The 21,032-nt window shown below is 61.9% G+C and carries 16 protein-coding genes; 8 read left to right on the plus strand and 8 right to left on the minus strand.

Annotated features, from left to right (window positions below; translation table 11 throughout):
• Window positions 1-533: 533 nt before the first annotated feature.
• From LPB73_RS05060 to LPB73_RS05075, 4 genes are all read left to right on the plus strand, one after another.
• Complete coding sequence (locus LPB73_RS05060; RefSeq protein ID WP_068735441.1) at window positions 534-947, plus strand: DUF3830 family protein; 414 nt, start codon at window positions 534-536, stop codon at window positions 945-947.
• Window positions 947-1,882, plus strand: coding sequence for an allantoinase PuuE (puuE, locus tag LPB73_RS05065; RefSeq protein ID WP_231079820.1), 936 nt, complete (start codon window positions 947-949; stop codon window positions 1,880-1,882). The genes LPB73_RS05060 and puuE overlap by 1 nt, the downstream gene beginning before the upstream one ends.
• Window positions 1,883-1,906: 24 nt before the next feature.
• On the plus strand, window positions 1,907-2,794 hold the full coding sequence (gene uraD, locus LPB73_RS05070; RefSeq protein WP_231079821.1) for a 2-oxo-4-hydroxy-4-carboxy-5-ureidoimidazoline decarboxylase: 888 nt from the start codon (window positions 1,907-1,909) through the stop codon (window positions 2,792-2,794).
• A gap of 229 nt (window positions 2,795-3,023) precedes the next feature.
• Window positions 3,024-3,752: an extracellular solute-binding protein gene (locus LPB73_RS05075; RefSeq protein WP_414716900.1), complete on the plus strand. Its 729-nt coding sequence runs from the start codon at window positions 3,024-3,026 to the stop codon at window positions 3,750-3,752.
• Between the two features lie 179 nt (window positions 3,753-3,931).
• Here LPB73_RS05075 and LPB73_RS05080 read toward each other — a convergent pair whose 3' ends face one another.
• Window positions 3,932-5,326: a nucleobase:cation symporter-2 family protein gene (locus LPB73_RS05080; RefSeq protein ID WP_231079823.1), complete on the minus strand. Its 1,395-nt coding sequence runs from the start codon at window positions 5,324-5,326 to the stop codon at window positions 3,932-3,934.
• 219 nt (window positions 5,327-5,545) lie between these two features.
• On the opposite strand from LPB73_RS05080, the gene pucL reads away from it, so the two are divergent.
• Window positions 5,546-6,385, plus strand: a complete 840-nt coding sequence (pucL, locus tag LPB73_RS05085; protein ID WP_231079824.1) for a factor-independent urate hydroxylase — start codon at window positions 5,546-5,548, stop codon at window positions 6,383-6,385.
• A gap of 289 nt (window positions 6,386-6,674) precedes the next feature.
• Here the strand turns inward: pucL and LPB73_RS05090 are convergent, their stop codons facing one another.
• On the minus strand, window positions 6,675-9,281 hold the full coding sequence (locus LPB73_RS05090) for a molybdopterin-dependent oxidoreductase (RefSeq protein WP_231079825.1): 2,607 nt from the start codon (window positions 9,279-9,281) through the stop codon (window positions 6,675-6,677).
• Window positions 9,278-10,099, minus strand: coding sequence for an FAD binding domain-containing protein (locus LPB73_RS05095; RefSeq protein WP_231079826.1), 822 nt, complete (start codon window positions 10,097-10,099; stop codon window positions 9,278-9,280). Before LPB73_RS05095 ends, LPB73_RS05090 begins: the two co-directional genes overlap by 4 nt.
• A 157-nt stretch (window positions 10,100-10,256) precedes the next feature.
• Here LPB73_RS05095 and LPB73_RS05100 point away from each other — a divergent pair, with 157 nt between their 5' ends.
• Together LPB73_RS05100 and LPB73_RS05105 are read left to right on the plus strand one after the other, a co-directional pair.
• The gene (locus tag LPB73_RS05100; protein ID WP_231079827.1) at window positions 10,257-11,606 is read left to right on the plus strand and encodes an 8-oxoguanine deaminase; all 1,350 of its coding nucleotides are present in this window, start codon (window positions 10,257-10,259) and stop codon (window positions 11,604-11,606) included.
• A 114-nt stretch (window positions 11,607-11,720) separates the two neighbouring features.
• Window positions 11,721-14,036 carry a tetratricopeptide repeat protein gene (locus LPB73_RS05105; protein WP_256461261.1) on the plus strand — a complete coding sequence of 772 codons (2,316 nt, stop codon included), beginning with the start codon at window positions 11,721-11,723 and terminating at the stop codon, window positions 14,034-14,036.
• An 82-nt stretch (window positions 14,037-14,118) separates the two neighbouring features.
• On the opposite strand, the gene LPB73_RS05110 is transcribed toward LPB73_RS05105, so the two are convergent.
• From LPB73_RS05110 to LPB73_RS05125, 4 genes are read right to left on the minus strand one after another with little or no spacing between them, the layout of a single operon-like run.
• Complete coding sequence (locus LPB73_RS05110) at window positions 14,119-15,198, minus strand: BMP family ABC transporter substrate-binding protein (protein WP_089265262.1); 1,080 nt, start codon at window positions 15,196-15,198, stop codon at window positions 14,119-14,121.
• A gap of 40 nt (window positions 15,199-15,238) precedes the next feature.
• Complete coding sequence (locus LPB73_RS05115) at window positions 15,239-16,156, minus strand: ABC transporter permease (protein WP_175366616.1); 918 nt, start codon at window positions 16,154-16,156, stop codon at window positions 15,239-15,241.
• Window positions 16,143-17,234 (minus strand): ABC transporter permease, encoded by a 1,092-nt coding sequence (locus tag LPB73_RS05120; protein ID WP_231079829.1) that lies wholly within the window; start codon window positions 17,232-17,234, stop codon window positions 16,143-16,145. The genes LPB73_RS05115 and LPB73_RS05120 overlap by 14 nt, the downstream gene beginning before the upstream one ends.
• The gene (locus tag LPB73_RS05125) at window positions 17,218-18,786 is read right to left on the minus strand and encodes an ABC transporter ATP-binding protein (RefSeq protein WP_231079830.1); all 1,569 of its coding nucleotides are present in this window, start codon (window positions 18,784-18,786) and stop codon (window positions 17,218-17,220) included. The genes LPB73_RS05120 and LPB73_RS05125 overlap by 17 nt, the downstream gene beginning before the upstream one ends.
• Window positions 18,787-19,378: 592 nt before the next feature.
• Here LPB73_RS05125 and LPB73_RS05130 point away from each other — a divergent pair.
• Entirely contained in the window at window positions 19,379-20,425 is a 1,047-nt protein-coding gene (locus LPB73_RS05130) for a hypothetical protein (RefSeq protein ID WP_175366613.1), read from the plus strand.
• 108 nt (window positions 20,426-20,533) lie between these two features.
• Here the strand turns inward: LPB73_RS05130 and LPB73_RS05135 are convergent, their stop codons facing one another.
• The gene (locus LPB73_RS05135) at window positions 20,534-21,031 is read right to left on the minus strand and encodes a nucleoside deaminase (protein WP_231079831.1); all 498 of its coding nucleotides are present in this window, start codon (window positions 21,029-21,031) and stop codon (window positions 20,534-20,536) included.
• Between the last annotated feature and the right edge of the window lies 1 nt (window position 21,032).

Raw genomic sequence — 21,032 nt, forward strand, 5'->3', positions numbered from 1 at the left:
CAGATCCGTCCTGCCCGAAGACAGACGTCACCCCCAAACCGCGTAACGCCGCATCTCCGGCGTCCACCGCATCCAGCCCCGCGAACGTGACGATCGCGCTCGCCCCTCTCATCGGGGCCGGACGCGAAGGAATAGAATCCAAGAAGGGATGTTGTCAATGGAAGATAGGAAAATATGTTTGGCGCTGTCTTGCCGCTCCAAACTGTCATTCCGGGGTGGATGCGCGCCGTCGCGCAGACGAACCTCAGCCACTCCAATTGGAGTGGCGGGGAATCTCGACCAGTTCAGCGCAAAACTCTCTGAGATTCCGGGTTCGCGTCCGGCAAGTGCCGGCCGCGCCCCGGAATGACGAGAGTGGGTCGGGAGGCCAAGTTCGCACTCTCGGCTGCGCCGAAACCTCGCCCTCCGACACGCCAATTGGCGTGCCCCGGAATGACGGTGTTGGACCGCCGAAAACTGCGGCTTGCTTCTTTCGCCCTCTGCTGCAATCTGGATGGATCACTGTCAGTCACTCCAATTACGAGATTCCACGGATGAGCCAGCTCAAAGTCCATGTCGGCGACTTCACCTTCGACGCGAAGTTCGAGGAGAAGGACGCCCCCAAGACCGTCGCCGCCTTCAAGAAGGCGATGCCGTTCGTCAGCCAGGCGATCCATGTGCGCTGGAGCGGCGAGGGCGTCTGGATGCCGCTTGGCGATCTCGATTTCGGCGTGCCGTATGAGAACCACACCAGCTTTCCGGCGCCGGGCCACATCATCCTGTATCCGGGCGGTATCAGCGAGACCGAGATCCTGCTGGCCTATAGCGGCGTACATTTTGCCAGCAAGATGGGCCAACTGGCCGGCAACCATTTCATTACGCTGACCTCGAATCTCGAAAATCTGAAAGAGATGGGTAAGACCGTGCTCTGGAAGGGTGCGCAACCCGTCCGTTTCGAGATGGTGTGATGACCTCAGGCCAGTATCCCCGCGATCTCCGCGGCTACGGCCGCACACCGCCCGATCCGAAATGGCCGGATGGCGCCCGCGTCGCGGTGCAATTCGTGGTCAATTTCGAAGAGGGCGGCGAGAACAACATCCTGCATGGCGACCGCGCCTCGGAAGCGTTCCTCTCGGACGTACTGGGGGCGCAGCCCTGGCCGGGCCAGCGTCATGCCAATATCGAATCCATGTTCGAATATGGCTCGCGCGCCGGCTTCTGGCGGCTGTGGCGGATGTTCACCGAACGCAATATGCCGACCACGGTGTTCGGTGTCGCGACAGCGCTGCATCGCAATCCCGAAATCGTCGCCGCCATGCAGGAGGCGAAATGGGACATCGCCAGCCACAGTCTGAAGTGGATCGAGCACAAGGATATGTCGGAGCCCGAGGAGCGCTTCGAGATCGCCGAGGCGATCCGCGTGCATACCGAGGCCACGGGGGCGCGCCCGACCGGCTGGTACACCGGCCGCAGTTCGATCAACACCATTCGCCTGCTGATGGAAGCCGGTGGCTTCAAGTATCTGTGCGACTCATATGCCGACGATCTGCCATACTGGATCAAGGGGCCGAGCGAACCGCAGCTCATCATTCCCTATACGCTCGATGCCAATGACATGCGTTTCGTCAACCCGCAGGGCTTTGGTGGCGGTGACGAGTTCTTCACCTACCTGAAGGATTCGTTCGATGTGCTGTATGCCGAAGGCGCGACGTCGCCGAAGATGATGACCGTGGGCCTACATTGCCGCGTCGTCGGGCGGCCCGGACGTGCGGCGTCGCTGATGCGGTTCCTCGATTACATCGCGAGCCACGAGCGCGTTTGGGTGCCGACGCGTCTTGATATCGCCGAGCACTGGCACGCCAATCTGAAACATCTCGCCGCCGACGCCCGTGCCATCGGATAGACCAGGATTGGGATAAGCCCTGTCATGACAGAGAAGACGCTCGACGAACTCAACGCCTGCAGCAAAGCGGATTTCGTCGCAGCGCTGGCGAATATCTTCGAATATTCGCCGTGGATTGCGGAGAAGGCCGCGGACAGCCGGCCTTTCGCGGGCGTGAAGCAGTTGTTCGCCGCGATGCGTGGGGTGGTCGAGGAGGCAGCTGCAGGCCAGCGGCTGGCGCTGATCAAGGCGCATCCAGACCTTGCCGATAAAACGCAACGCGGCGATCTCCTGACGGCGGAATCCAATGCCGAGCAGAACAGCGTCGGGCTCGACCGGCTCTCGGAAGCCGAATACGCCGCCTTCGATCGCGTCAACAATGCCTATCGCGCAAAATTCGGCTTCCCCTATATCGTCTGCGTTCGCCGCCACACCAAGGATTCGATCCTGGCGGATTTCGAGAAGCGGTTGCCCAACGACCCGGCCGCCGAGGTCACCGCATCGGTCGCCGAAATCTGCAAGATCGCGGCGCTGCGCACCGATCTGCTGGTCGACGGGCTGGATCGCCTGCAGGTGCATGGCCGGCTCTCGACCCATGTGCTCGATACCCATAGCGGCAGACCTGCGGCCGGGATTTCGGTCGAGCTTGTCGAATTGTCGAAGCTCGGCGTCAGCCGCGTAATTGCGCGCACGCTGACCAATCACGACGGCCGCACCGATATGCCGCTGATCGGCGGCCGCCCGGTGCCGATCGGACGCTATGAACTGACCTTCAAGGTCGGCAGCTATTTTGCGGAGCGGGGCGTGCCGATGTCCGATCCGCCGTTCCTCGACGAGATCCCGCTGCGCTTTTCGGTCTATGAACCCGAAGGCCATCTCCACGTGCCGCTGCTGGTGACGCCGTGGAGCTATGGGACCTATCGGGGAAGCTGAGGGGGACTCCTCACTCCGTCGTCATTGCGAGGAGCGAAGCGACGAAGCAATCCAGAAGGCCACAGAGTAAGACTGGATTGCTTCGTTTCGCTCGCAATGACGGTGGAGAGGTAAGTGCGGTATCCATCCTACATTCGACCCAAACAGGTCGTCTCATAACAAAACAAAAATCAGGGAGAACGTTATGCGTGGCATTAACCGCCTGCTGCTGGTCGCGGCATTCACATCCATGGCCACAGTCAGCGCCTTCGCCTCCGAAGTCCATGTGATGATCTCCGGCGGCTTCACGGCAGCCTACAAGGAACTGGTGCCGCAATTCGAGAAGGCAACGGGCAATACGGTCGTCACGGCCTATGGGCCGTCGATGGGCGAGACGCCGCAGGCGATCCCGATGCGACTGGCGCGCGGCGAGCCGGCCGATGTGCTGATCATGGTGGGCTATGCGCTCGGCGATCTCGTCAGCAAGGGCAAGGTGATCGCCGACAGCCGCGTCGATCTCGCGGATTCGCCCATTGGCGTTGCCGTGAAGGAGGGCGCGCCGAAGCCGGACCTGTCCTCGGCGGATACGCTGAAGGTTGCGCTGCTGAAGACCAGGACTGTGGCCTATTCGGATAGCGCCAGCGGTGTGTATGTCAGCAAGGAGATGTTCGAGAAGCTCGGCATTGCCGACGCCATGAAGGACAAGGCGCGCAAGATCCCGGCGACGCCGGTGGGCGAGATCGTCGCGAGGGGTGAGGCCGAGATCGGCTTTCAGCAGATCAGCGAATTGAAGCCGGTCAAGGGCATCGAGATCGTCGGCCCCCTGCCGGCGGAGCTGCAGAAGATCACCGTGTTCTCTGCGGGGCTCGCGAGCAACGCGCCGCAGCCCGATGCCGGCAAGGCGCTGATCGCGTTTCTGTCCTCGAAGCAGGCCGCGCCGGTGATCGTGGCCAGCGGGCTCGAGCCGAAGGTGAAGTGAGGCGGCTGTTTGCCTTCTCCCCGCTTGCGGGGAGAAGGTGGCGTCGCGAAGCGACGACGAATGAGGGGGACTCTCCACGAGCCGTGGCGTTCGCGGAGAGTCCCCCTCACCCGACGCCCACATGCTTCGCATGCGGACGTCGACCTCTCCCCGCAAGCGGGGAGAGGTTAAGAGGCAAACTAATGCGTCGCCGCCGCAGCCACGCCCGCCGCTTCCGCCTTTGCGGTCTCGGCACTGCTGACGCCATTGAAGAACGCGTTCAGGATCACGGCCACCAGCGCGCAAAGCAGGATGCCCGACTCCAGCAGCGGATGCAGGTCGTGCGGCAGCGCCTTGAAGAAATTCGGCGACACCAGCGGGATCATGCCGAAGCCGACGGAGATGGCGACCACGAACAGGTTGCGCTGGTTGGTCTTGAAGTCCACCGCGGTGAGGATGCGCGCGCCGGTCGCGGCGACCATGCCGAACATCACGAGGCCGGCGCCGCCAAGCACCACCTGCGGCACCGACTCCACCAAGGCTGCCATCTTCGGCAGCAGGCCGAGCACCAGCATGATGCCGCCGCCGGCGATGGTGACCCAGCGCGAGCGCACGCCGGTGACGCCGACAAGGCCGACATTCTGCGAGAACGAGGTGTAGGGGAAGGTGTTGAAGATGCCGCCAAGGAAGGTGCCGACGCCATCGGCGCGCAAGCCCTTGGTGAGCGCATCGCGGTCGACCTTGCTGTCGGTCATTTCACCGAGCGCCAGAAACATGCCGAGGGACTCGATCATCACCACGATCATCACGATGCACATGGTGACGATGGGCACGAGATGGAATTGCGGCATGCCGAAATGGAACGGCAGCACGATGTCGACCCAGCCGGCAGTGCCGACCTTGTCGAAATGCATCACGCCGAGCACGCTGGCAAGGATCGCGCCCGCGATGATGCCGAGCAGCACCGAGACGTTGGACAGAAAGCCGGTGCCCCATTTGATCAAAGCAAGGATCACGACCAGCACGAACAGCGCGATGCCGAGCCCCTGCAACTGGCCGTAAGCCGGATTGGGGAACGTGTGCGGAACGCCATCGATCATCTTTGTGAACATGGGTAGTCCGCCACCAGCCCAGTTGATACCAACGCGCATCAGGGAGATGCCGATCACCATGATGATGGTGCCGGTGACCACCGGTGGAAACAGCGGCAGCAGCCGGCTGATGAAAGGCGCGACAAGGATGCCGAAGATTCCGGCAGCGATGACCGAGCCATAGATGCCGAGCAGGCCGATCTCCGGGGCGGTGGCCATCGACAGCATCGGGCCGACCGAGGCGAAAGTGACGCCCATCATGACAGGCAGGCGGATGCCGACGCCGGGAAAGCCGATACACTGGACCAGCGTGGCCAGGCCGCAGGCGAACAGGTCGGCGGAGATCAGGAAGGCGACGTCCTGCGGCGGCAGCTTCAGGGCACGGCCGATAATGAGCGGCACCGCGACCGCGCCGGCATACATCACCAGCACATGCTGCAGGCCCAGCGCGAGCAGGCGCGGGGTCGGGAGGACCTCGTCGACGGGATGGACGCTCTCTGTCATTGATCTAGCCCCTTGCTTAGGTGATGAAATATCGTGGCATTATGATCGTCAGATACAAACCTCGTGCCAGACGCCGCTGAAAGCCATTTCGCCCCGGTGGTGTGGCGACCGGTGGCACGAAGGTTGCTCAAAAGTGAGCATTGCTCAATATATTGCCCGGCGACCGGGGTTTCTTGGTCGTCAACAAGGCTGGTCGCCAACACAGACTGGAGGTCGCGCGTGCCGCTCATCAAGAACAGATATGGAAAAGGCCGTGTCCGCATCATGCGGATCCATCGCGACGGCGACAAGCAGGATGTCAGCCAGCTCAGCATCAGGGCGATGCTGGAAGGTGATTTCGGCCGGGCCTATACCGACGCCGACAACTCCACCTCGACATCCACGGACACCATCAAGAACATCGTCAATGTGGTGGCGCGGGAGAATACTGCGCTGTCGACGGAGGAGTTCTGCCAGGTGCTGGCGAAGCGCTATCTCGACCTGTATCCGCAGGCCAGTTCCGTCAGCATCACTGCGCATGAGACCAAATGGGCGCGCCTCGCCGTCGATGGCGAGTTGCATCCGCATGCGTTCCTGCTCGACAGCAACGGCAAGCCCACTGTCGAGATTGTCGCGACGCGCGATGGCATGACCATGAGCTCGGGCCTCGACGGTTTCACTTTCATGAAGTCGACCCAGTCGGGCTGGGAGAATTACTACACCGACAAATATTCGACGATCCAGCCGACCAACGACCGCATCTGCGCGACATCGATGGTGGCATCGTGGACATGGTCCGGCAAGCCGGCGAGCTATACCGCGACCAACAAGAAAATTCTGGACACGCTGCTGAAGGAATTCGCGACGACCTACAGTCCGAGCGTGCAGAACAGCCTGTATCGCATGGGCGAGAAAGTGCTGGCCGCCGTGCCGGAGATTTCCGAGATCAGCATGGCCTGTCCGAACATCCACTACATCCTGATGAATCTCTCGGCGTTCGGTCTCGATAACAACAACGACGTGTTTCTGCCGACCGACGAGCCACATGGGCAGATCGAATGCACGGTGGGGCGGGGGTAGTTCGCGGCGAAGACAAGAGCGCCGAGCGTTCTTAACCTCTCCCCGCCCCCACGCGAAGCGAAGCTTCGCTAGGCGGGGAGAGGTCGCCGCGCCTTCGCGGCGGGTGAGGGGCGGGGCACATGTCCGGATGTCATCCCCGCCTAGCACGCCGAAGGCGTGCGCGGGGCGGGGATCCATAAACACTAGGGATCTGTTTAAAGCGATGTGGTCGTGGCTCTGCCGCTCTTACCTTGATGATCGTGGCTATGGGTCCCCGCCTTCGCGGGGACGACACCTCTACTGACGTCGACTACTTCCCGAACTTCTTCTGCAACTCCGGAAAAATCCGATCGGGCTTGAACGGCACTTGCGTGAATCGAATCCCCGTTGCGTCGAACAGCGCGTTGCCCATGGCGGCCGCAACGGGATTATACGGGCTTTCGCTCATCGACTTCGCACCCAATGGCCCGATCGCATCATAGGTGTCGGCGAAATACACGTCGGTACGCGGCAGATCGGCGAAGGATGGCAGATGATAGTCGCGGAATTTCGGATTGACGACGCGGCCGCGGTCGTCGATCACCATCTCCTCATACAGCGTGGCTCCCAGCGATTGCGCGACGCCGCCTTCGATCTGGCCGCGGAGCTGCATCGGATTGGCGACGGCGCCAGCGTCCGCAGCCTGCACGCTCTTGAGAACCTTGATCGCGCCGGTCCCCTTGTTCACCGCCACGCGAAATCCCTGGACGTTGAAGGCGACCGAACGCGGGGTGCCGCCTGAAGTTCCAGTAGCGCTGCGTACGCTGCTGTCCGCCTGCATCGCCGCCACCAGTCTTTGCGCGGCGTCATGGGTGGCTTTGCCAGCGACGAATGTGCCGGCGCTGCCATAGGCGCCGGTGTCGTGGCCGCCGTTCGCCGTATCGGACTGGCGCAGATGAATCTGCTCGACGGTACAGCCAAGCGTCGTGGCCGCGATCTGCCGATGCACCGTCGCGGTGCCATTGCCGAATTCGGCGGTGCCGACCGTGAGATCGTAACCGCCGTCGTCGCGTTTGGCGATGACGACTTCGGCGATGTGGCCCTGCGGCGGCACGGTGTCGATCATGGTGAGCGCGATGCCGTCGCCGATCAGCCAGTCGTCATCGAGATCGTGCTTCGTCTTCACCTGCATCGCCTGTTCGACCAGATCGAGGCACTGGTCGAGGCCGTAGCTGCCGATTGTCACGTCGTCATAATGCGTGCCGGCTGGCGATACCATCGCATCACCGGGCTTGATTGCGTTGCAGCGGCGGAAGTCATACGGGCTGATACCGAGCTGCGCGGCGAGATCGTCGATGGCAGCTTCTACGGCGAACAGCGTCTGCGGCAAGCCATAGCCCCGAAAGGCGCCCGCAGGCACCGTGTTAGTATAGGCGACGACCGCATCGACCTTCTTGTTGGCACAGTTATAGACGCCGAGCGATTCACCGCAGGCGTGAAACAGCACTGGACCCGCATGATTGCCATAGGCGCCGGTGTTGGACAGCACGTCGAGCTGCAGCGCGGTGAGCTTGCCGTGCTTGTCGGCGCCGGCATTGACCGTGACGCGCATCGGATGCCGCGTCGATGTGGCGATGAATTGCTCCTCGCGGGTCAGTTCCCATTTCACCGGGCGGCCGGTCTTGAGTGCGGCCAGTGCGAGAATGTCCTCGACGAACATTTCCTGCTTGCCACCGAACCCGCCGCCGACGCGTTCGCAGAACACGCGGACCTTGTCGGAGGGGAGGTCATACAATTGAGCCAGCGCGCGGCGTGTCAGGAATGGCGTCTGCGTGCTGGAGCGTACGTTCAACACGCCGTCTGCATCCAGCCAGGCCATGCCGCCATGGGTCTCGAGATGGCCGTGCTGCACGCGTTGCGTGGTGAAGGTGCCCTCATAGGTGACGGCCGACGACGCCAGCGCTGCCGCGACATCGCCGAATTCGCCGTGTGTTTCGGCGATGATGTTTCTGATAGCATTGCTGACGCGATGCACCGGCGTCTTGTCGGGGTGAATGACCGGCGCGCCGGGCGCAATGGCGGCTGCGGGATCGAACACCGCGGGCAGGATGTCATAGACAATGTCGATGCGGCGGCAGGCTTCCTCCGCGATCGCTTCGCTGTCCGCGACCACGGCGGCGACTTTCTGGCCGATGAAGCGCACGGTGTCGTCGAGGATCCGTGTATCCTCGGGATCCATTGCATCGATCTCGTGGCGCGCCGTCGAGAACAACGTTGTCGGAGTATCCGCATGCGTCAGCACCGCATGCACGCCCGGCATCGCCCGTGCTGCTGATGAATCAATCGATATGATGCGGGCATGCGGATGCGGCGAGCGCAGCATCTTGATATGCAGCAAGCCGTCCATGGCGACGTCGAATGTATAGCGCGCCTTGCCCGTCACCACCTGGGGACCAGCGGGCGCGGGCAGGCTGCGGCCGAAGGCGGCGCCGGGCTCGGCCTCTTCCACATTGGACTTGCCATCGAGTGCGTCTTCGATCGTGCGATAGCCTGTGCAGCGACACAGATTGCCTTTCAATGACGCTCCGAGATCGGCGCGCTGTGCCTGATTGAGCGACGCGCAGGTCACGATCATGCCGGATGTGCAGAAGCCGCACTGGAATCCCTGTGCGTCCAGGAACGCCTGCTGCATCGGATGGATGCCGCCTTCGGACGCGAGACCTTCGATCGTTGTGACCGCATGGCCGTCGGCACGAAAGGCCGGAATGATGCAGCTATGCACCGGCTCGCCATCGAGCAGCACCGTGCAGGCGCCGCAGTCGCCGGCATCGCAGCCCTTCTTGACGCCGAAATGGCCGAGCTCGCGCAGGAAGGCGCGCAGGCATTGGCCGGCTTGCGGCTGCTGCGAAAAGCTGTGGCCGTTGATCTCGAAACTCATGGCTTGAAGCCCCGCAGCTCGGCACGGATGTCTTCCGCGAGCCGCAGCGTCATCTGCTTGCGCCAGGCCGGCTTGCCGTGAACGTCGTCGTGATAGAGGTTGTCCGGAATCCGGTCGAGGATCGCTTCTTCGAGCGCATCGGCATCGGGAAGTGTTGAGAGCGCGATACGGACAGGCCGCTTCGTCGAGGCCGTGATCGTCAGCCGCCAGCCATCCTCATCAAGGCTTCCTATCAACAGCGCAGCAGATCGCCCGACCGGCGTCAGCGAGATCTGCCTGAATGCAGAGCGTCGTTTGAAGGCTGCAAGCGGAATGGCAATGCTGCGCAGGAGATCACCCGGCATCAGCACATTGCTTTGATCGCCGGTGACGAAGTCCACGACGTCGATCGTGTTTGCGCTGCCATCGGCCTTCCAGATCGTGCAGACCCCATCGAGCGCGGCGGTGAGCGCGATCATCGGGCCCGCCGGCAGCGACATGCAGAGATTGCCGCCGACCGTTGCGGTCTTCCAGATCTTGAAGGAAGCGAGAAAGGCGCGGCAACATTGATTGATGAGCGGCGACGCGATCCAGTCGGGCGGGCAGGGCTGCGCGTCGAGCTGTGCCACCGTGCAGGTCGCGGCAATCTGCAATTCGCTGTCGGTAACGGTGAGGGCCGGCCATTTGAGATCGGTGAGATCGATCAGCCGCGTCAGATGGGTCTGCGGTTCGGAGAAAAGCCAGGTGCCCCCGGCGAGCCATGCATCCCCGGCACTCCATGTCGGCAGCTGTTCCCGCGTCGTAGGGCGGGCAACGGACGTGACCGTATTCAAATCCATAGGGCGGTTATGCTTTCACTCGGCAATGACCCCTTGAAGTATCATTGTGAACCTTGCAAGACCGACGCCAAGTCGCCGACAATTGCAGAACAAATTGAAGTATTCGTGGCTGGTCCCTGAATTGCAAGGTCGAGTCCATGACCGAAGGAGATGAGCCATGACAGAAACGCAGGCCACGTGGATCAAGGATCCCCTCGGCATTTTCGCCGAGGGTGCCGAGCGCGGCATTGTCGTCAGGAATGGCCGGATTGTCGAACTGGTGCCGGCCGGCGGCCAGCCGGCCACGGCGGATATCGCGACCTATGATGCCAGCACCCATGTGGTGCTGCCGGGGCTGATCAATACGCACCATCATTTCTATCAGACGCTCACGCGCGCCTTGCCGGCGGCGCTGGATCGCGAGCTGTTTCCCTGGCTGCAGGCGCTCTATCCGGTCTGGGCGCGGCTGACGCCCGAGAATCTCCATCTCGGCGTCAGCGTGGCGATGTCGGAATTGCTGCTGTCGGGCTGCACCACGACCACCGATCACCACTATGTGTTTCCTGCCGGCCTCGAACAGTCGGTCGATATCGAGGTCGCGGTGGCGCAGCGGCTCGGCATGCGCGTGCTGCTGACGCGGGGATCGATGAACCGCTCGCAGCGCGACGGCGGTCTGCCGCCGGACTCGGTGGTGCAGGACGAGGACACGATCCTCGCCGATAGCGAACGTGTGGTGGCGAAATTCCACCAGCGCGGCGAAGACGCCATGGTGCAGATCGCGCTGGCGCCGTGTTCGCCATTCTCGGTGACGACGTCATTGATGGCGAGCACCGCGGCGCTGGCGGACAAGCTCGGCGTCCGCCTGCATACGCATCTCGGCGAGACCGAGGACGAGAACCGCTATTGCGAGGAGATCTATGGCTGCCGCCCGCTGGATTATCTGGAGCAGACCGGCTGGCTGAACGGACGGACCTGGCTGGCGCATGGCATTCATTTCAGCGGGGCGGAGATGCTGCGGCTCGGCAAGGCAGGCACCACCATCAGTCACTGCTCGTGCAGTAATCAGTTGCTGGCGTCGGGCTGCTGCCCAGTCTGCGAGATGGAGGATGCGGGCGTCGGTATCGGCCTCGGCGTCGATGGTTCGGCGTCGAATGACGGATCGAATTTGATCCAGGAGGTGCGCGCGGCATTTCTGCTGCAGCGGGCGCGTTACGGCGTCGGGCGCGTCAGCCACAAGGACGCGCTGCGCTGGGCGACGAAAGGCTCGGCGGCCTGTGTGGGGCGGCCAGAGCTGGGTGAGATCGCTGTGGGGAAGATGGCGGATCTGGCGTTGTTCAAACTCGACGAGCTGCGCTTCTCCGGCCATGGCGATCCCCTGGCGGCGCTGGTGCTGTGCGGTGCGCATCGTGCGGACCGCGTGATGGTGGGCGGCGCATGGCGCGTGATCGACGGTGCGATCCCGGGGCTGGATATCGCGGATCTGATCCGCCGACACAGCGCGGCGGCGAAGGCGATGCAGACCCATTAAGAAAACTGCGGTGTCAAGGTAGGGGGTGAGAGAAAAGTGCGCTTTAAAGTCGCAGGCTGTGCTGGTAATTGAGAGAAATATTGCAGATTTTTCTCAGGTTCTTTCGGCACACTCATGTCGGCACCGGTCGAGTTCAGTTTTCGGGAAGCTATTGCGTTCTTGCAGTCGGGCCGGCTTGAGGATGCGGAGCGAGGACTAAGGAAAGTCCTCCGGCAGCAGCCCAGACACATTGCCACGCTCAACCTCCTGAGCGTCGTTCTCAGCCAGTTGAAACGCCATGCCGAGGCGGAGCCATTTATCAAGACAGCTCTCCAGCTCGATGCGTCGTCGGATGCGACTTTCTACAATTACGGTCTCGTTCTGAAGGCATTGAAGCGTCCGGCGGAGGCTTTGCAGCGCTTTGACGGAGCGCTGGCGATCAATCCTGCCGTTGCCGATACCTGGAATGGCCGAGGGACTGTTCTCAACGACCTCAAGCGATACGCCGAAGCCATCATTGCTTTCGACAGGGCCATCGCACTGCGTCCGAACTATGCGGAGGTCATCGTCAACAAGGCAAGTGCCTTGCTCGGGCTCCGACAATACGGTGATGCGTGCGCGACTTACGATCAGGCACTCGCAATCAATTCGCGTCTTGCCGAAGCATGGCTTGGTCGTGGATGGGCGTTCATCGAACTGGCGCGTGAACGGGACGCCGAGGAGGCTTATCGTCATGCGCTGGCGCTGAAGCCGGACTGGCCGGAGGCCTTGTGCGCCCTGGCAAGGCTGTTGTTGCAGAATGGGGATATCGCACAGGCGCTGCGGCTGTCGTGTCGGGCACTGGCCGTACAGGAGACCTTTGAGACGAAAGCAACGGTGGCTGCTTGCCTGCAGTCGCCGCTGCTTCGGCCCGATGCCGGCGATATCAGATCGATCCTGGAGCGTGCGATCTCCGAGGCGTGGGTGAGGCCGTCCACCCTTGCGCCTGCCTGCGCGACCTTTCTCGTGCTCAGTGATGCATTGAGATCGGGCATGGCGCGGCTTGCCGATCCGGATTTTCGGTCGCAGCCGGCAGAGGCGATACTGGCTTCGTCGGGAATAGCAGCGTTTGCCGGGGATTCACTGCTGCGCGCCGTGCTGCAGGCGACACCCGTGTCGAACCCGTTGCTGGAAAAATTCGCGACCGAGCTTCGCTTCGTTCTTCTGAGTACTGCGCAAGGCCTATCCGGCGCTGCGGTGCCAGCACCCGTGCTGACGCTGTTCTCTGCCGTCGCACGGCAGTGCTTCATCAACAGCTATGTCTTTGCGCTATCCGCAATCGAGGCAGAGCACGTCGAGTCGTTGCGGAGCGACGTTGCTGCCAGACTAGCGTCGGGAGCGTCCGTGTCAGCTTTGTCGCTCCTGGCGATTGCCAGCTATATGCCGCTCCATGCTCTCGCCAATCCGGAGCGCCTTCTCGATCGCCGTTGGCCGGATAGCGTCGGCGCCGTGCTGGATCAGCAGATCCGCGCCTGGCAAGAGGAACGGCGGCTCAGCTCCCTCATGCCGGCCTTGACGCCGGTCGATGACGACGTGTCGTTGCAGGTCCGCAGCCACTATGAGGAGCATCCCTATCCGCAGTGGCTCGCTGCGGAGCCGATTGGTCCATCAACGACGCTCGATGCGTTTCTCTCCGAACAATTTCCTGACTCGTCCTTCGTACCCGTTGGCAAGGAGGGATCGGTCAACATCCTCGTGGCTGGTTGCGGCACGGGCCGCTCGGCTATCCACGCGGCACAGAGATTCCGTGACGCGCAGGTCCTCGCCATCGATCTCAGTTTGAAATCGCTGAGTTATGCGCGGCGGCAGACGCGTGCGCTCGGCATCCGCAATCTGCGCCATGCCCATGCCGACATTATGAAGTTGTCGTTGATCGGCCACACGTTCGAGATGATCGAATCGAGCGGTGTGCTGCACCATCTCGCCGATCCATTCGCTGCATGGCGCATATTGGTGTCGCTGTTGAAGCCCGGTGGGGTGATGCAGATCGCGCTCTATAGCGAGATGGCCAGACGGGACATCATCGCCGCGCGCGCATTCATCGCGGAGCGTGGCTATCGGCCCGTACCCGCGGACATTCGTCTCTGTCGGCAAGAATTGCTCGCCTGCGAGGACGGCATGCCGCTCAAGAACGTGACATTGACATCGGATTTCTTCAGCCTGAGCGACTGCCGCGACCTGCTGTTTCACGGGCAGGAACATCGCATGACGCTGCCGCAGATCGAGCGGTTCCTGAAGGATAACGATCTGCGGTTTCTCGGCTTCGATGTCGACGTCGCGACGAAGCGAAAATATCGTCAGCGATTTCCTGCAGACATTGCCATGACCGATCTTGGGTCGTGGCATGTGTTCGAAACCGAGAACCCCTATACGTTCATTTCGATGTATCAGTTCTGGGTTCAGAAGATGTGATGCGTCGGAGCGAATCTCCGACGGTCATCAACGAGATATCCGGACGCTGTCGTCCGGATATCTCGCGAGGGGCCGGCGCCGGTTACTTCCCCGGAATCTTGTCGTCGATCCCCTTCACATAGAAGTTCATCCCGAGCACCTGGCCGGGATCGAGGGCGTCGCCGCCCTTGCATTCCACTTCCTTGCCGTCCTGTCCCAAGATCGGGCATTTGAACGGCTTCAGCGTGCCGGCGATGATGGCGGCTTCGGTGTCCATCGCCATCTTCTTCACGTCATCCGGCATGTTGGTATAGGGCGCCATCACGACCATCTTCTCTTTCAGGCCGGCCCAGGTGTCTTCCGACTTCCAGGTGCCGTCGAGTGCCGCCTTGACGCGCTCGACGTAATACGGGCCCCAGTTGTTGGTGACCGCGGTAAGCTGGGTCTTGGGACCGAACTTGATCATGTCGGAGTCCTGGCCGAAGGCGAGGGCGCCGCGCTCGGAGGCAACCTGCATGGCGGCCGGTGAATCCGTGTGCTGCATGATCACGTCGGCGCCCTGATCGAGCAGCGCCTTGGCGGCGTCGGCTTCCTTGCCGGGATCGAACCAGGTGTTGACCCAGATGATCTTAATCTTGATATCCGGATTGATCTTCTGCGCGGCCAGCATGGTGGCATTGATGCCCGAGATCACTTCCGGAATCGGGAACGAGCCGATATAGCCGAGCACGCCCTTCTTCGACATCTTGGCGGCGATCAGGCCCTGGATGTAGCGGCCTTCAAAGAACCGGCCGGAATAGCTCGACATGTTCTTGTCGCGCTTGAAGCCGGTGGCGTGTTCGAACATCACCTTGGGATTGCGCTTGGCGACTTTCAGCGTCGGATCCATATAGCCGAACGACGTGGTGAAGATCAGCTGATTGCCGGCCCGCGCGAGCTGTTCGATGGAGCGCTCGGAGTCCGGGCCTTCGCTGACGTTTTCGAGATAGGTGGTCTCGATCTTGTCGCCAAATTCTTTGACGATCATCTGGCGGCCGACTTCGTGCTGATAGGTCCAGCCGAAATCGCCGACCGGGCCGATATAGACGAAACCGACCTTGAGTTTGTCGGCGGCGACGGCTGCACCCAATCCGAGGCCGGTGGCCAGCAGTAGGGCGGCGGCTGCAAGTGCTTTCCTGTTCATACGCGTCTCCTGTTTGCGAGATAGTCTTGCGAGAATGTCTTTAGCGGTCGGGCACGAATACCGTGCCCAATGCTGCCGGTGCCGTGGAGCCGCCACTGCGGGTGCGCGAGATCAGCACCAGCACGACGACCGTTGCGAGATAGGGCAGTGCGGACATCAGTTGCGAGGGCACGCCGACGCCCCAGCCTTGTGCGTGCAGTTGCAAGATCGAGACCGCGCCGAACAGATAGGCGCCGATCACGAGGCGCCCCGGCAGCCATGAGGCGAACACCACCAGCGCCAGCGCGATCCAGCCGCGGCCGGCAGTCATGCCGGGGACGAAGAAGGGCGTGTAGGCCAGGGGCAGATAGGCGCCGGCCAGACCCGCGCAGCCGCCGCCGAACATCACGGCGAACATGCGGATCTTGAGCACGGGATAACCGAGCGCATGGGCGGAGACGTGATTGTCGCCGATGGCGCGGAGGACCAGCCCCGCCCGGGTGCGATAGAGGAACCAGGACATGCCGATGATCAGCGCAAGCGAGACATAGACGAAGGCGTCTTCGCCGAACAGGATCTTGCCGACGAAGGGGAGCGTGGTCAGGCCGGGAATGTACAGCCGCGGCGCGGTGGCGATACGCTCGCCGACGAAGCCGGCGCCGATCAGGCCGGACACGCCGATGCCCAGGATTGTTAGCGCGAGACCGGTGGCGACCTGATTGACGGCGAGGCCGAGCGTCATCAGTGCAAACACCAGCGATAGCGCGACGCCGGCGAGAATGCCGCACAGCGCTCCGATGAAGGTCGAGCCGGTGGCCCAGGCGCCGGCAAAGCCGCAGGCGGCGCCGACGATCATCATGCCTTCGACGCCGAGATTGAGCACGCCAGCGCGCTCCACCAGCAACTCGCCAGAGGCGGCGAGCAGCAGCGGTGTCGACGCCGCGAGTACGGCAAGGATGATGGCTTCAAGCAGCTCCATCGGCGACCTTCCGCTGCGGCATGATGAGCTTGATCCGGTACAGGATCAGGCTGTCGCAGGCGAGCACATAGAACAGCAGGATGCCCTGAAACACCTTGGTGATATCGAGTGGGATCTTCATGGCGATCTGCGCTTGCTCCCCGCCGATAAATGTTAGCGCCAGGAAAAGCCCTGCAATTAGTATTCCAACCGGGTTGAGCCGTCCGAGAAATGCAACGATGATCGCGGTGAAGCCATAGCCGGGCGAGATGCCGGGCTGCAGATGACCAACGGGGCCGGCGACCTCGATGATCCCCGCGAGGCCGGCCAGTGCGCCGGATATCGCGAAAGTCAGCAGCACCAGCTGGTCGGATGAGAAGCCGCCGAAGCGCGCGGCGCGCGGTGCCGCGCCGACCACGCGGATTTCAAAGCCCTTGATGGTGCGGCCGAGCAGGACGGCAGCGGCAACAACGATCACCAGCGCGATGACCGCGCCGAGATGCAGCCGTCCACCCTCGAACAGCAGGGGCACGGTGGCGACCGGATCGAATTCGGCCGTGGTCGGGAAGTTGAACCCTTTGGGATCGCGCCACGGGCCGCGGACGAGATAGTCCAGCAGCAGGTCGGCCACATAGACCAGCATCAGGCTGACCAGAATTTCACTGGCGCCGAAGCGCACCTTGCAGAAGGCCGGGATCAACGCATAGAGCGCGCCCGCGATGGCACCGAGCAGCAGCATCGCCGGCAACACCCAGACGCCGGCATCGGTGCCGTTGGTCTTCACCGCAAGCCAACTGCCCGCCACGGCACCGACGAGGAACTGTCCCTCCGCGCCGATGTTCCAGACATTGGCGAGGTAACAAAGCGACAGGCCGATGGCGATCATCACCAGCGGCGCCGCCTTCACCGCAAGCTCCTGCAGCGAATAGGCGTCGGTCAGCGGCGTGATGAAATAGACGTTGAGCGCCGCGATCGGATTCTTGCCGATGATCACGAACAGGATGCTCATGGTCACGATGGTCAGCCCGATGGCGATAACAGGCGATACCAGCGCGATGACGGTCGATCGTTCCGCGCGCTTCTCAAGCACCAACTGCATCGGGCACGTCCTTTGGCGTGAGTGCGCTGCCGCCCATCAGCAAGCCCAGCGTTTCCCTGTCGGCATCCGCCGTCATTAACGGCTCGGACAGACGACCGTGGAACATCACAGCGATGCGATCGGCAATGTCAGCGAGTTCGTCAAGGTCCTGGCTGGTAACGAGGATGGCCGCACCAGCCGCGGCAAGATCGAGCAGCGCCTGACGGATGACGGCGGCTGCACCCGCATCGACGCCCCATGTCGGCTGGCTGACCACGAGCACGATGGGGTTACGCAGAATCTCGCGGCCGACGATGAATTTCTGCAGGTTGCCGCCGGAAAGGCTGGCGGCTTCCGGATCGCGCTTGGCCTTCCGCACATCAAAACTCGCGGTGGCACGATCGACGGTCGCAAGCGTCGCCGCCGTATTGATGAAACCGTTGTGCACCATGCCCGATGCGGCGTGGCCGGTGAGCAGCGCGTTCTCCGACAGGCGCATGCGCGGCGCGGTGCCGTGGCCTAGTCGTTCCTCGGGCACGAAGGCCGCACCAAGCTTGCGGCGTGCGGTGATCGACAGATGTCCGGCGGCGTGGCCGTCGATGACGATGGTGCCGGGATCCTTGGCGAGACGCTCGCCGGAGAGCGCCGCGAAGAACTCGTCCTGGCCGTTGCCAGCGACGCCGGCGATCCCCAGGATCTCGCCGCCCTTCAGCTCCAGCGAGATGTTTTTCAGATGCACGCCATGTGGTTCGTCGGGCGCGAGGCTGAGATCGTTGACCACGAGCCGCGGCACAGTGGTTTGCCTGTTGGCGGCGGCTTTCACCTGCTTGATCTCGGTGCCGACCATCATGCGCGCCAGTGATGCGGCAGTTTCTTCGCGCGGCAGGCAGGTCGAGATCTTCTTGCCGCCGCGCAGGATGGTGGCGGTGTCGCAGAGCCGCTTCACCTCGTCGAGCTTGTGGCTGATGTAAAGGATCGCGCGGCCTTCCGACTTCAGGCGCTCCAGCACGACGAAGAGCTGATCAGCCTCCTGCGGCGTCAGCACGGCGGTGGGCTCGTCGAGGATCAGGAATTTCGGATTCTGCATCAGCACGCGCACGATCTCGATGCGCTGACGTTCGCCGACCGAGAGTTGCCAGACCTCGCGCTTGGGATCGAGCGGCAGGCCATATTGCTGCGACACCTGTTCGAGCCGCGCCGACATCGCTTTGAAGGATTCCTTGCCGTCGAGACCGAGCGCAACGTTCTCGGCGACAGTGAGATTGTCGAACAGCGAGAAATGCTGGAACACCATGCCGATGCCGCGCGCGCGCGCATCATGCGGGCCGGCGAGCACCATCTTCTCGCCCTGCCAGAGCATCTCGCCTTCGCTCGGCTGGATCAGGCCGTAAATAGTTTTGACGAGTGTGGATTTGCCGGCGCCGTTCTCGCCGAGCAGCGCGTGAATTTCCTGCGGACGGATCGCGATGTCGATGGCGTCATTGGCAAGGAAACTGCCATAGCGCTTGGTCAGACCGATGGTCTGCAGAAGCACCGTCCCCGAACGCGCGTGTCCCGATCCCGAATCCAACATTCGCTACTCACGCGTGAAAAGGAGGTTTGCGGCAAGTGTGTGCCGGATTGGAATGCAGCGTAAATCTCGAATAAGCGCCAGCGTCTGCCTTATTTTTGGACTGGATCGCTTTCTTGGGCGATTCCTGTCGACGCAATCGCGTAAGGCTCGGGCTTTTCATTGATTGAATGACGTTTATTCGACTTTCGCATTGTATACTTGGTCTGAAGTGTTGCAGTTCTGGTACATGTGCAACGAATTCGGAATCCGGATTTTCTCGTGTGTTGAGAAGTTGGGCAGTGATTTTCTTGCGGTGCAAACACGGAATCACAGTGTGAATTCACATCGGAGCTTCGCTCAGAAACCTGCGACAGAACGTCGCAAAATACCAATCTTTACAGTCTCTAAGCGCGTATCTTACACGCGCTCGCATGGTGTCATTTCACCATCCCGAAAACACGATGCTTCAAGCATAAAATACTGATTTCACTGGGCATCCCTGATGAAATCCGTGGCAACTATTGGAAAAAGTTGAGGCTTCTCACCCGGACTGATTGCAACAACTCTCTCGCGAGAGGCACGCAATCATTGTCAACAGGTGGGGGTAAATCCAATGGCCAATCGTTTCCGCGCAATCGCAGCCGCGACGTTGCTGTCGCTAACAGCCATGGTGCCGACAGGCTCGGCAAGCGCCGCCGACATGGCGGCCATGCCGGTCAAGGCAAAGCCGATCCCAGATCTTCCGTTCTTCCTGTTGATCGATAACCGCTTCACCTATGCCTATCAGTGGGGGGCGGTCGATCCCGGCGTGACCAACAAGACCACCAAACAGGTCTTCGCCTTCACCCACTTCGACGTCTGGACCTACGGCACCAACTTCTTCAACATCGGCCTCGAGAAGGCGGGCAAGAGCAGCCCGGCTAATCCGTGCGCCGATCCGCTGCGTCCAATCACGGGCTGCGAAGGCGCAACAGAAATCTACGGCCTGATCCGTAGCACGATCGGCTTCAACGAGGTCTTCAACACCAAGGCCTTCTCGATGGGGCCGCTGCGCAACGTGTCGTTCGTCATCGGTGCGGATGGCAGCACTGAAAATCGGTTCTTCTCCGCATCCAAGCGCGACGTCGTGACCGGTCTGCAATTCGCTTTCGATCTTCCCTACAAGGGCTTCTTCAACGTCAATCCGTTGTTCTACTACGAATTCGCCAATCGCAGCACGTTCACGCAGTGCGGCTATGCCGGCGCTCCCGGCCAGATTCCCGGCGTCTCCTGTAACATCGACGGCAACCGCCAGTTCAACCCGACCTGGGCCGTCGAACTCAATTACTACATGGATCTCGGCTTCCTGCCCCCGAGCATGGACTATTTCGCGATCAGCGGCCGGGCCGGCTTCTACGGGCCGAAAGGTTCGGAGAACGGCCAGATCATCGGCACGGCAACCAAGATGGAGATCAACGCCGAACCGATCCGTCTGACCTTCGACGCCAGCAAGGCGATCTGGGGACCGAAATACACCCACAATGTCGACGTGTGGGTGGCCTATCGGCTCTGGCGGAACAAGTTCGGCTTGGATGAGAATGCCAGCCTGCCGTGCACCACGTTTGCGCCGGGATCGTGCCGCGAGGACTCGCTCTATTCCGGCGTCACCGTCAAGTTCTGATCTGAGCTGACTTCCGGGGCTAATTCTCCAAGGCCAATCTCCAGGCTGATGGCGTCGCGATGTCCTTGCGGCGCCATCAGCTTTTTGCAGGATCCTCCGAGCGTGCCACTAGCGCAGCTGCGCCCAGAACCCCTCATGCTGAGCAGCTGCCTCGTCTTCCAGCAGTGGTCCGACGACCTCGATGTTCTTCTGTCCTGCTGCAAACACGTCGCGGCAAGGCAGATCCAGCGTGGGATTCTCCGGATGGTCGCCGGTGATCGCCTTGAGCCTTGCTTCGCCAAGCCCATAAACCAGTCGGCCAATGCCGACCCAGTAGATCGCGCCGGCGCACATGGCGCAGGGTTCTGCCGAGGAATACAGCGTGAAGGTCTTCAGCTCGGTCTCGTCATAGGCAATCGAGGCTTCGCTGCACAGCAGCCGCTCTGCATGGGCGGTGCCGTCATGAGAGGGCATGAAGGCGTTACCGGCTTCCATCAGGACCTTGCCGTGTGCATCGACCAGGATCGCGCCGAACGGATGGTTGCCGCGCTCCACGGCTTTGCGTGCAGCGTCGAAAGAAAGCCTGAGAAAGGCCTCATCCCTACTCGACGAGTCTTGTTTTGGCATC

Source organism: Tardiphaga sp. 37S4 (genome assembly GCF_021044645.1).
Taxonomy (GTDB): Bacteria; Pseudomonadota; Alphaproteobacteria; order Rhizobiales; family Xanthobacteraceae; genus Tardiphaga; species Tardiphaga robiniae.

Excerpts from the sequence above, each read along its gene's own strand:
- LPB73_RS05060 (WP_068735441.1), top strand. The coding sequence starts at position 534 with ATGAGCCAGCTCAAAGTCCATGTCGGCGACTTCACCTTCGACGCGAAG.
- LPB73_RS05120 (WP_231079829.1), bottom strand. The coding sequence starts at position 17,234 with ATGCAGTTGGTGCTTGAGAAGCGCGCGGAACGATCGACCGTCATCGCG.
- LPB73_RS05115 (WP_175366616.1), bottom strand. The coding sequence starts at position 16,156 with ATGGAGCTGCTTGAAGCCATCATCCTTGCCGTACTCGCGGCGTCGACA.
- LPB73_RS05095 (WP_231079826.1), bottom strand. The coding sequence starts at position 10,099 with ATGGATTTGAATACGGTCACGTCCGTTGCCCGCCCTACGACGCGGGAA.
- LPB73_RS05100 (WP_231079827.1), top strand. The coding sequence starts at position 10,257 with ATGACAGAAACGCAGGCCACGTGGATCAAGGATCCCCTCGGCATTTTC.
- LPB73_RS05090 (WP_231079825.1), bottom strand. The coding sequence starts at position 9,281 with ATGAGTTTCGAGATCAACGGCCACAGCTTTTCGCAGCAGCCGCAAGCC.
- LPB73_RS05135 (WP_231079831.1), bottom strand. The coding sequence starts at position 21,031 with ATGCCAAAACAAGACTCGTCGAGTAGGGATGAGGCCTTTCTCAGGCTT.
- puuE (WP_231079820.1), top strand. The coding sequence starts at position 947 with ATGACCTCAGGCCAGTATCCCCGCGATCTCCGCGGCTACGGCCGCACA.
- LPB73_RS05110 (WP_089265262.1), bottom strand. The coding sequence starts at position 15,198 with ATGAACAGGAAAGCACTTGCAGCCGCCGCCCTACTGCTGGCCACCGGC.
- LPB73_RS05075 (WP_414716900.1), top strand. The coding sequence starts at position 3,024 with ATGGCCACAGTCAGCGCCTTCGCCTCCGAAGTCCATGTGATGATCTCC.
- LPB73_RS05080 (WP_231079823.1), bottom strand. The coding sequence starts at position 5,326 with ATGACAGAGAGCGTCCATCCCGTCGACGAGGTCCTCCCGACCCCGCGC.
- LPB73_RS05105 (WP_256461261.1), top strand. The coding sequence starts at position 11,721 with ATGTCGGCACCGGTCGAGTTCAGTTTTCGGGAAGCTATTGCGTTCTTG.
- uraD (WP_231079821.1), top strand. The coding sequence starts at position 1,907 with ATGACAGAGAAGACGCTCGACGAACTCAACGCCTGCAGCAAAGCGGAT.
- LPB73_RS05125 (WP_231079830.1), bottom strand. The coding sequence starts at position 18,786 with ATGTTGGATTCGGGATCGGGACACGCGCGTTCGGGGACGGTGCTTCTG.
- LPB73_RS05130 (WP_175366613.1), top strand. The coding sequence starts at position 19,379 with ATGGCCAATCGTTTCCGCGCAATCGCAGCCGCGACGTTGCTGTCGCTA.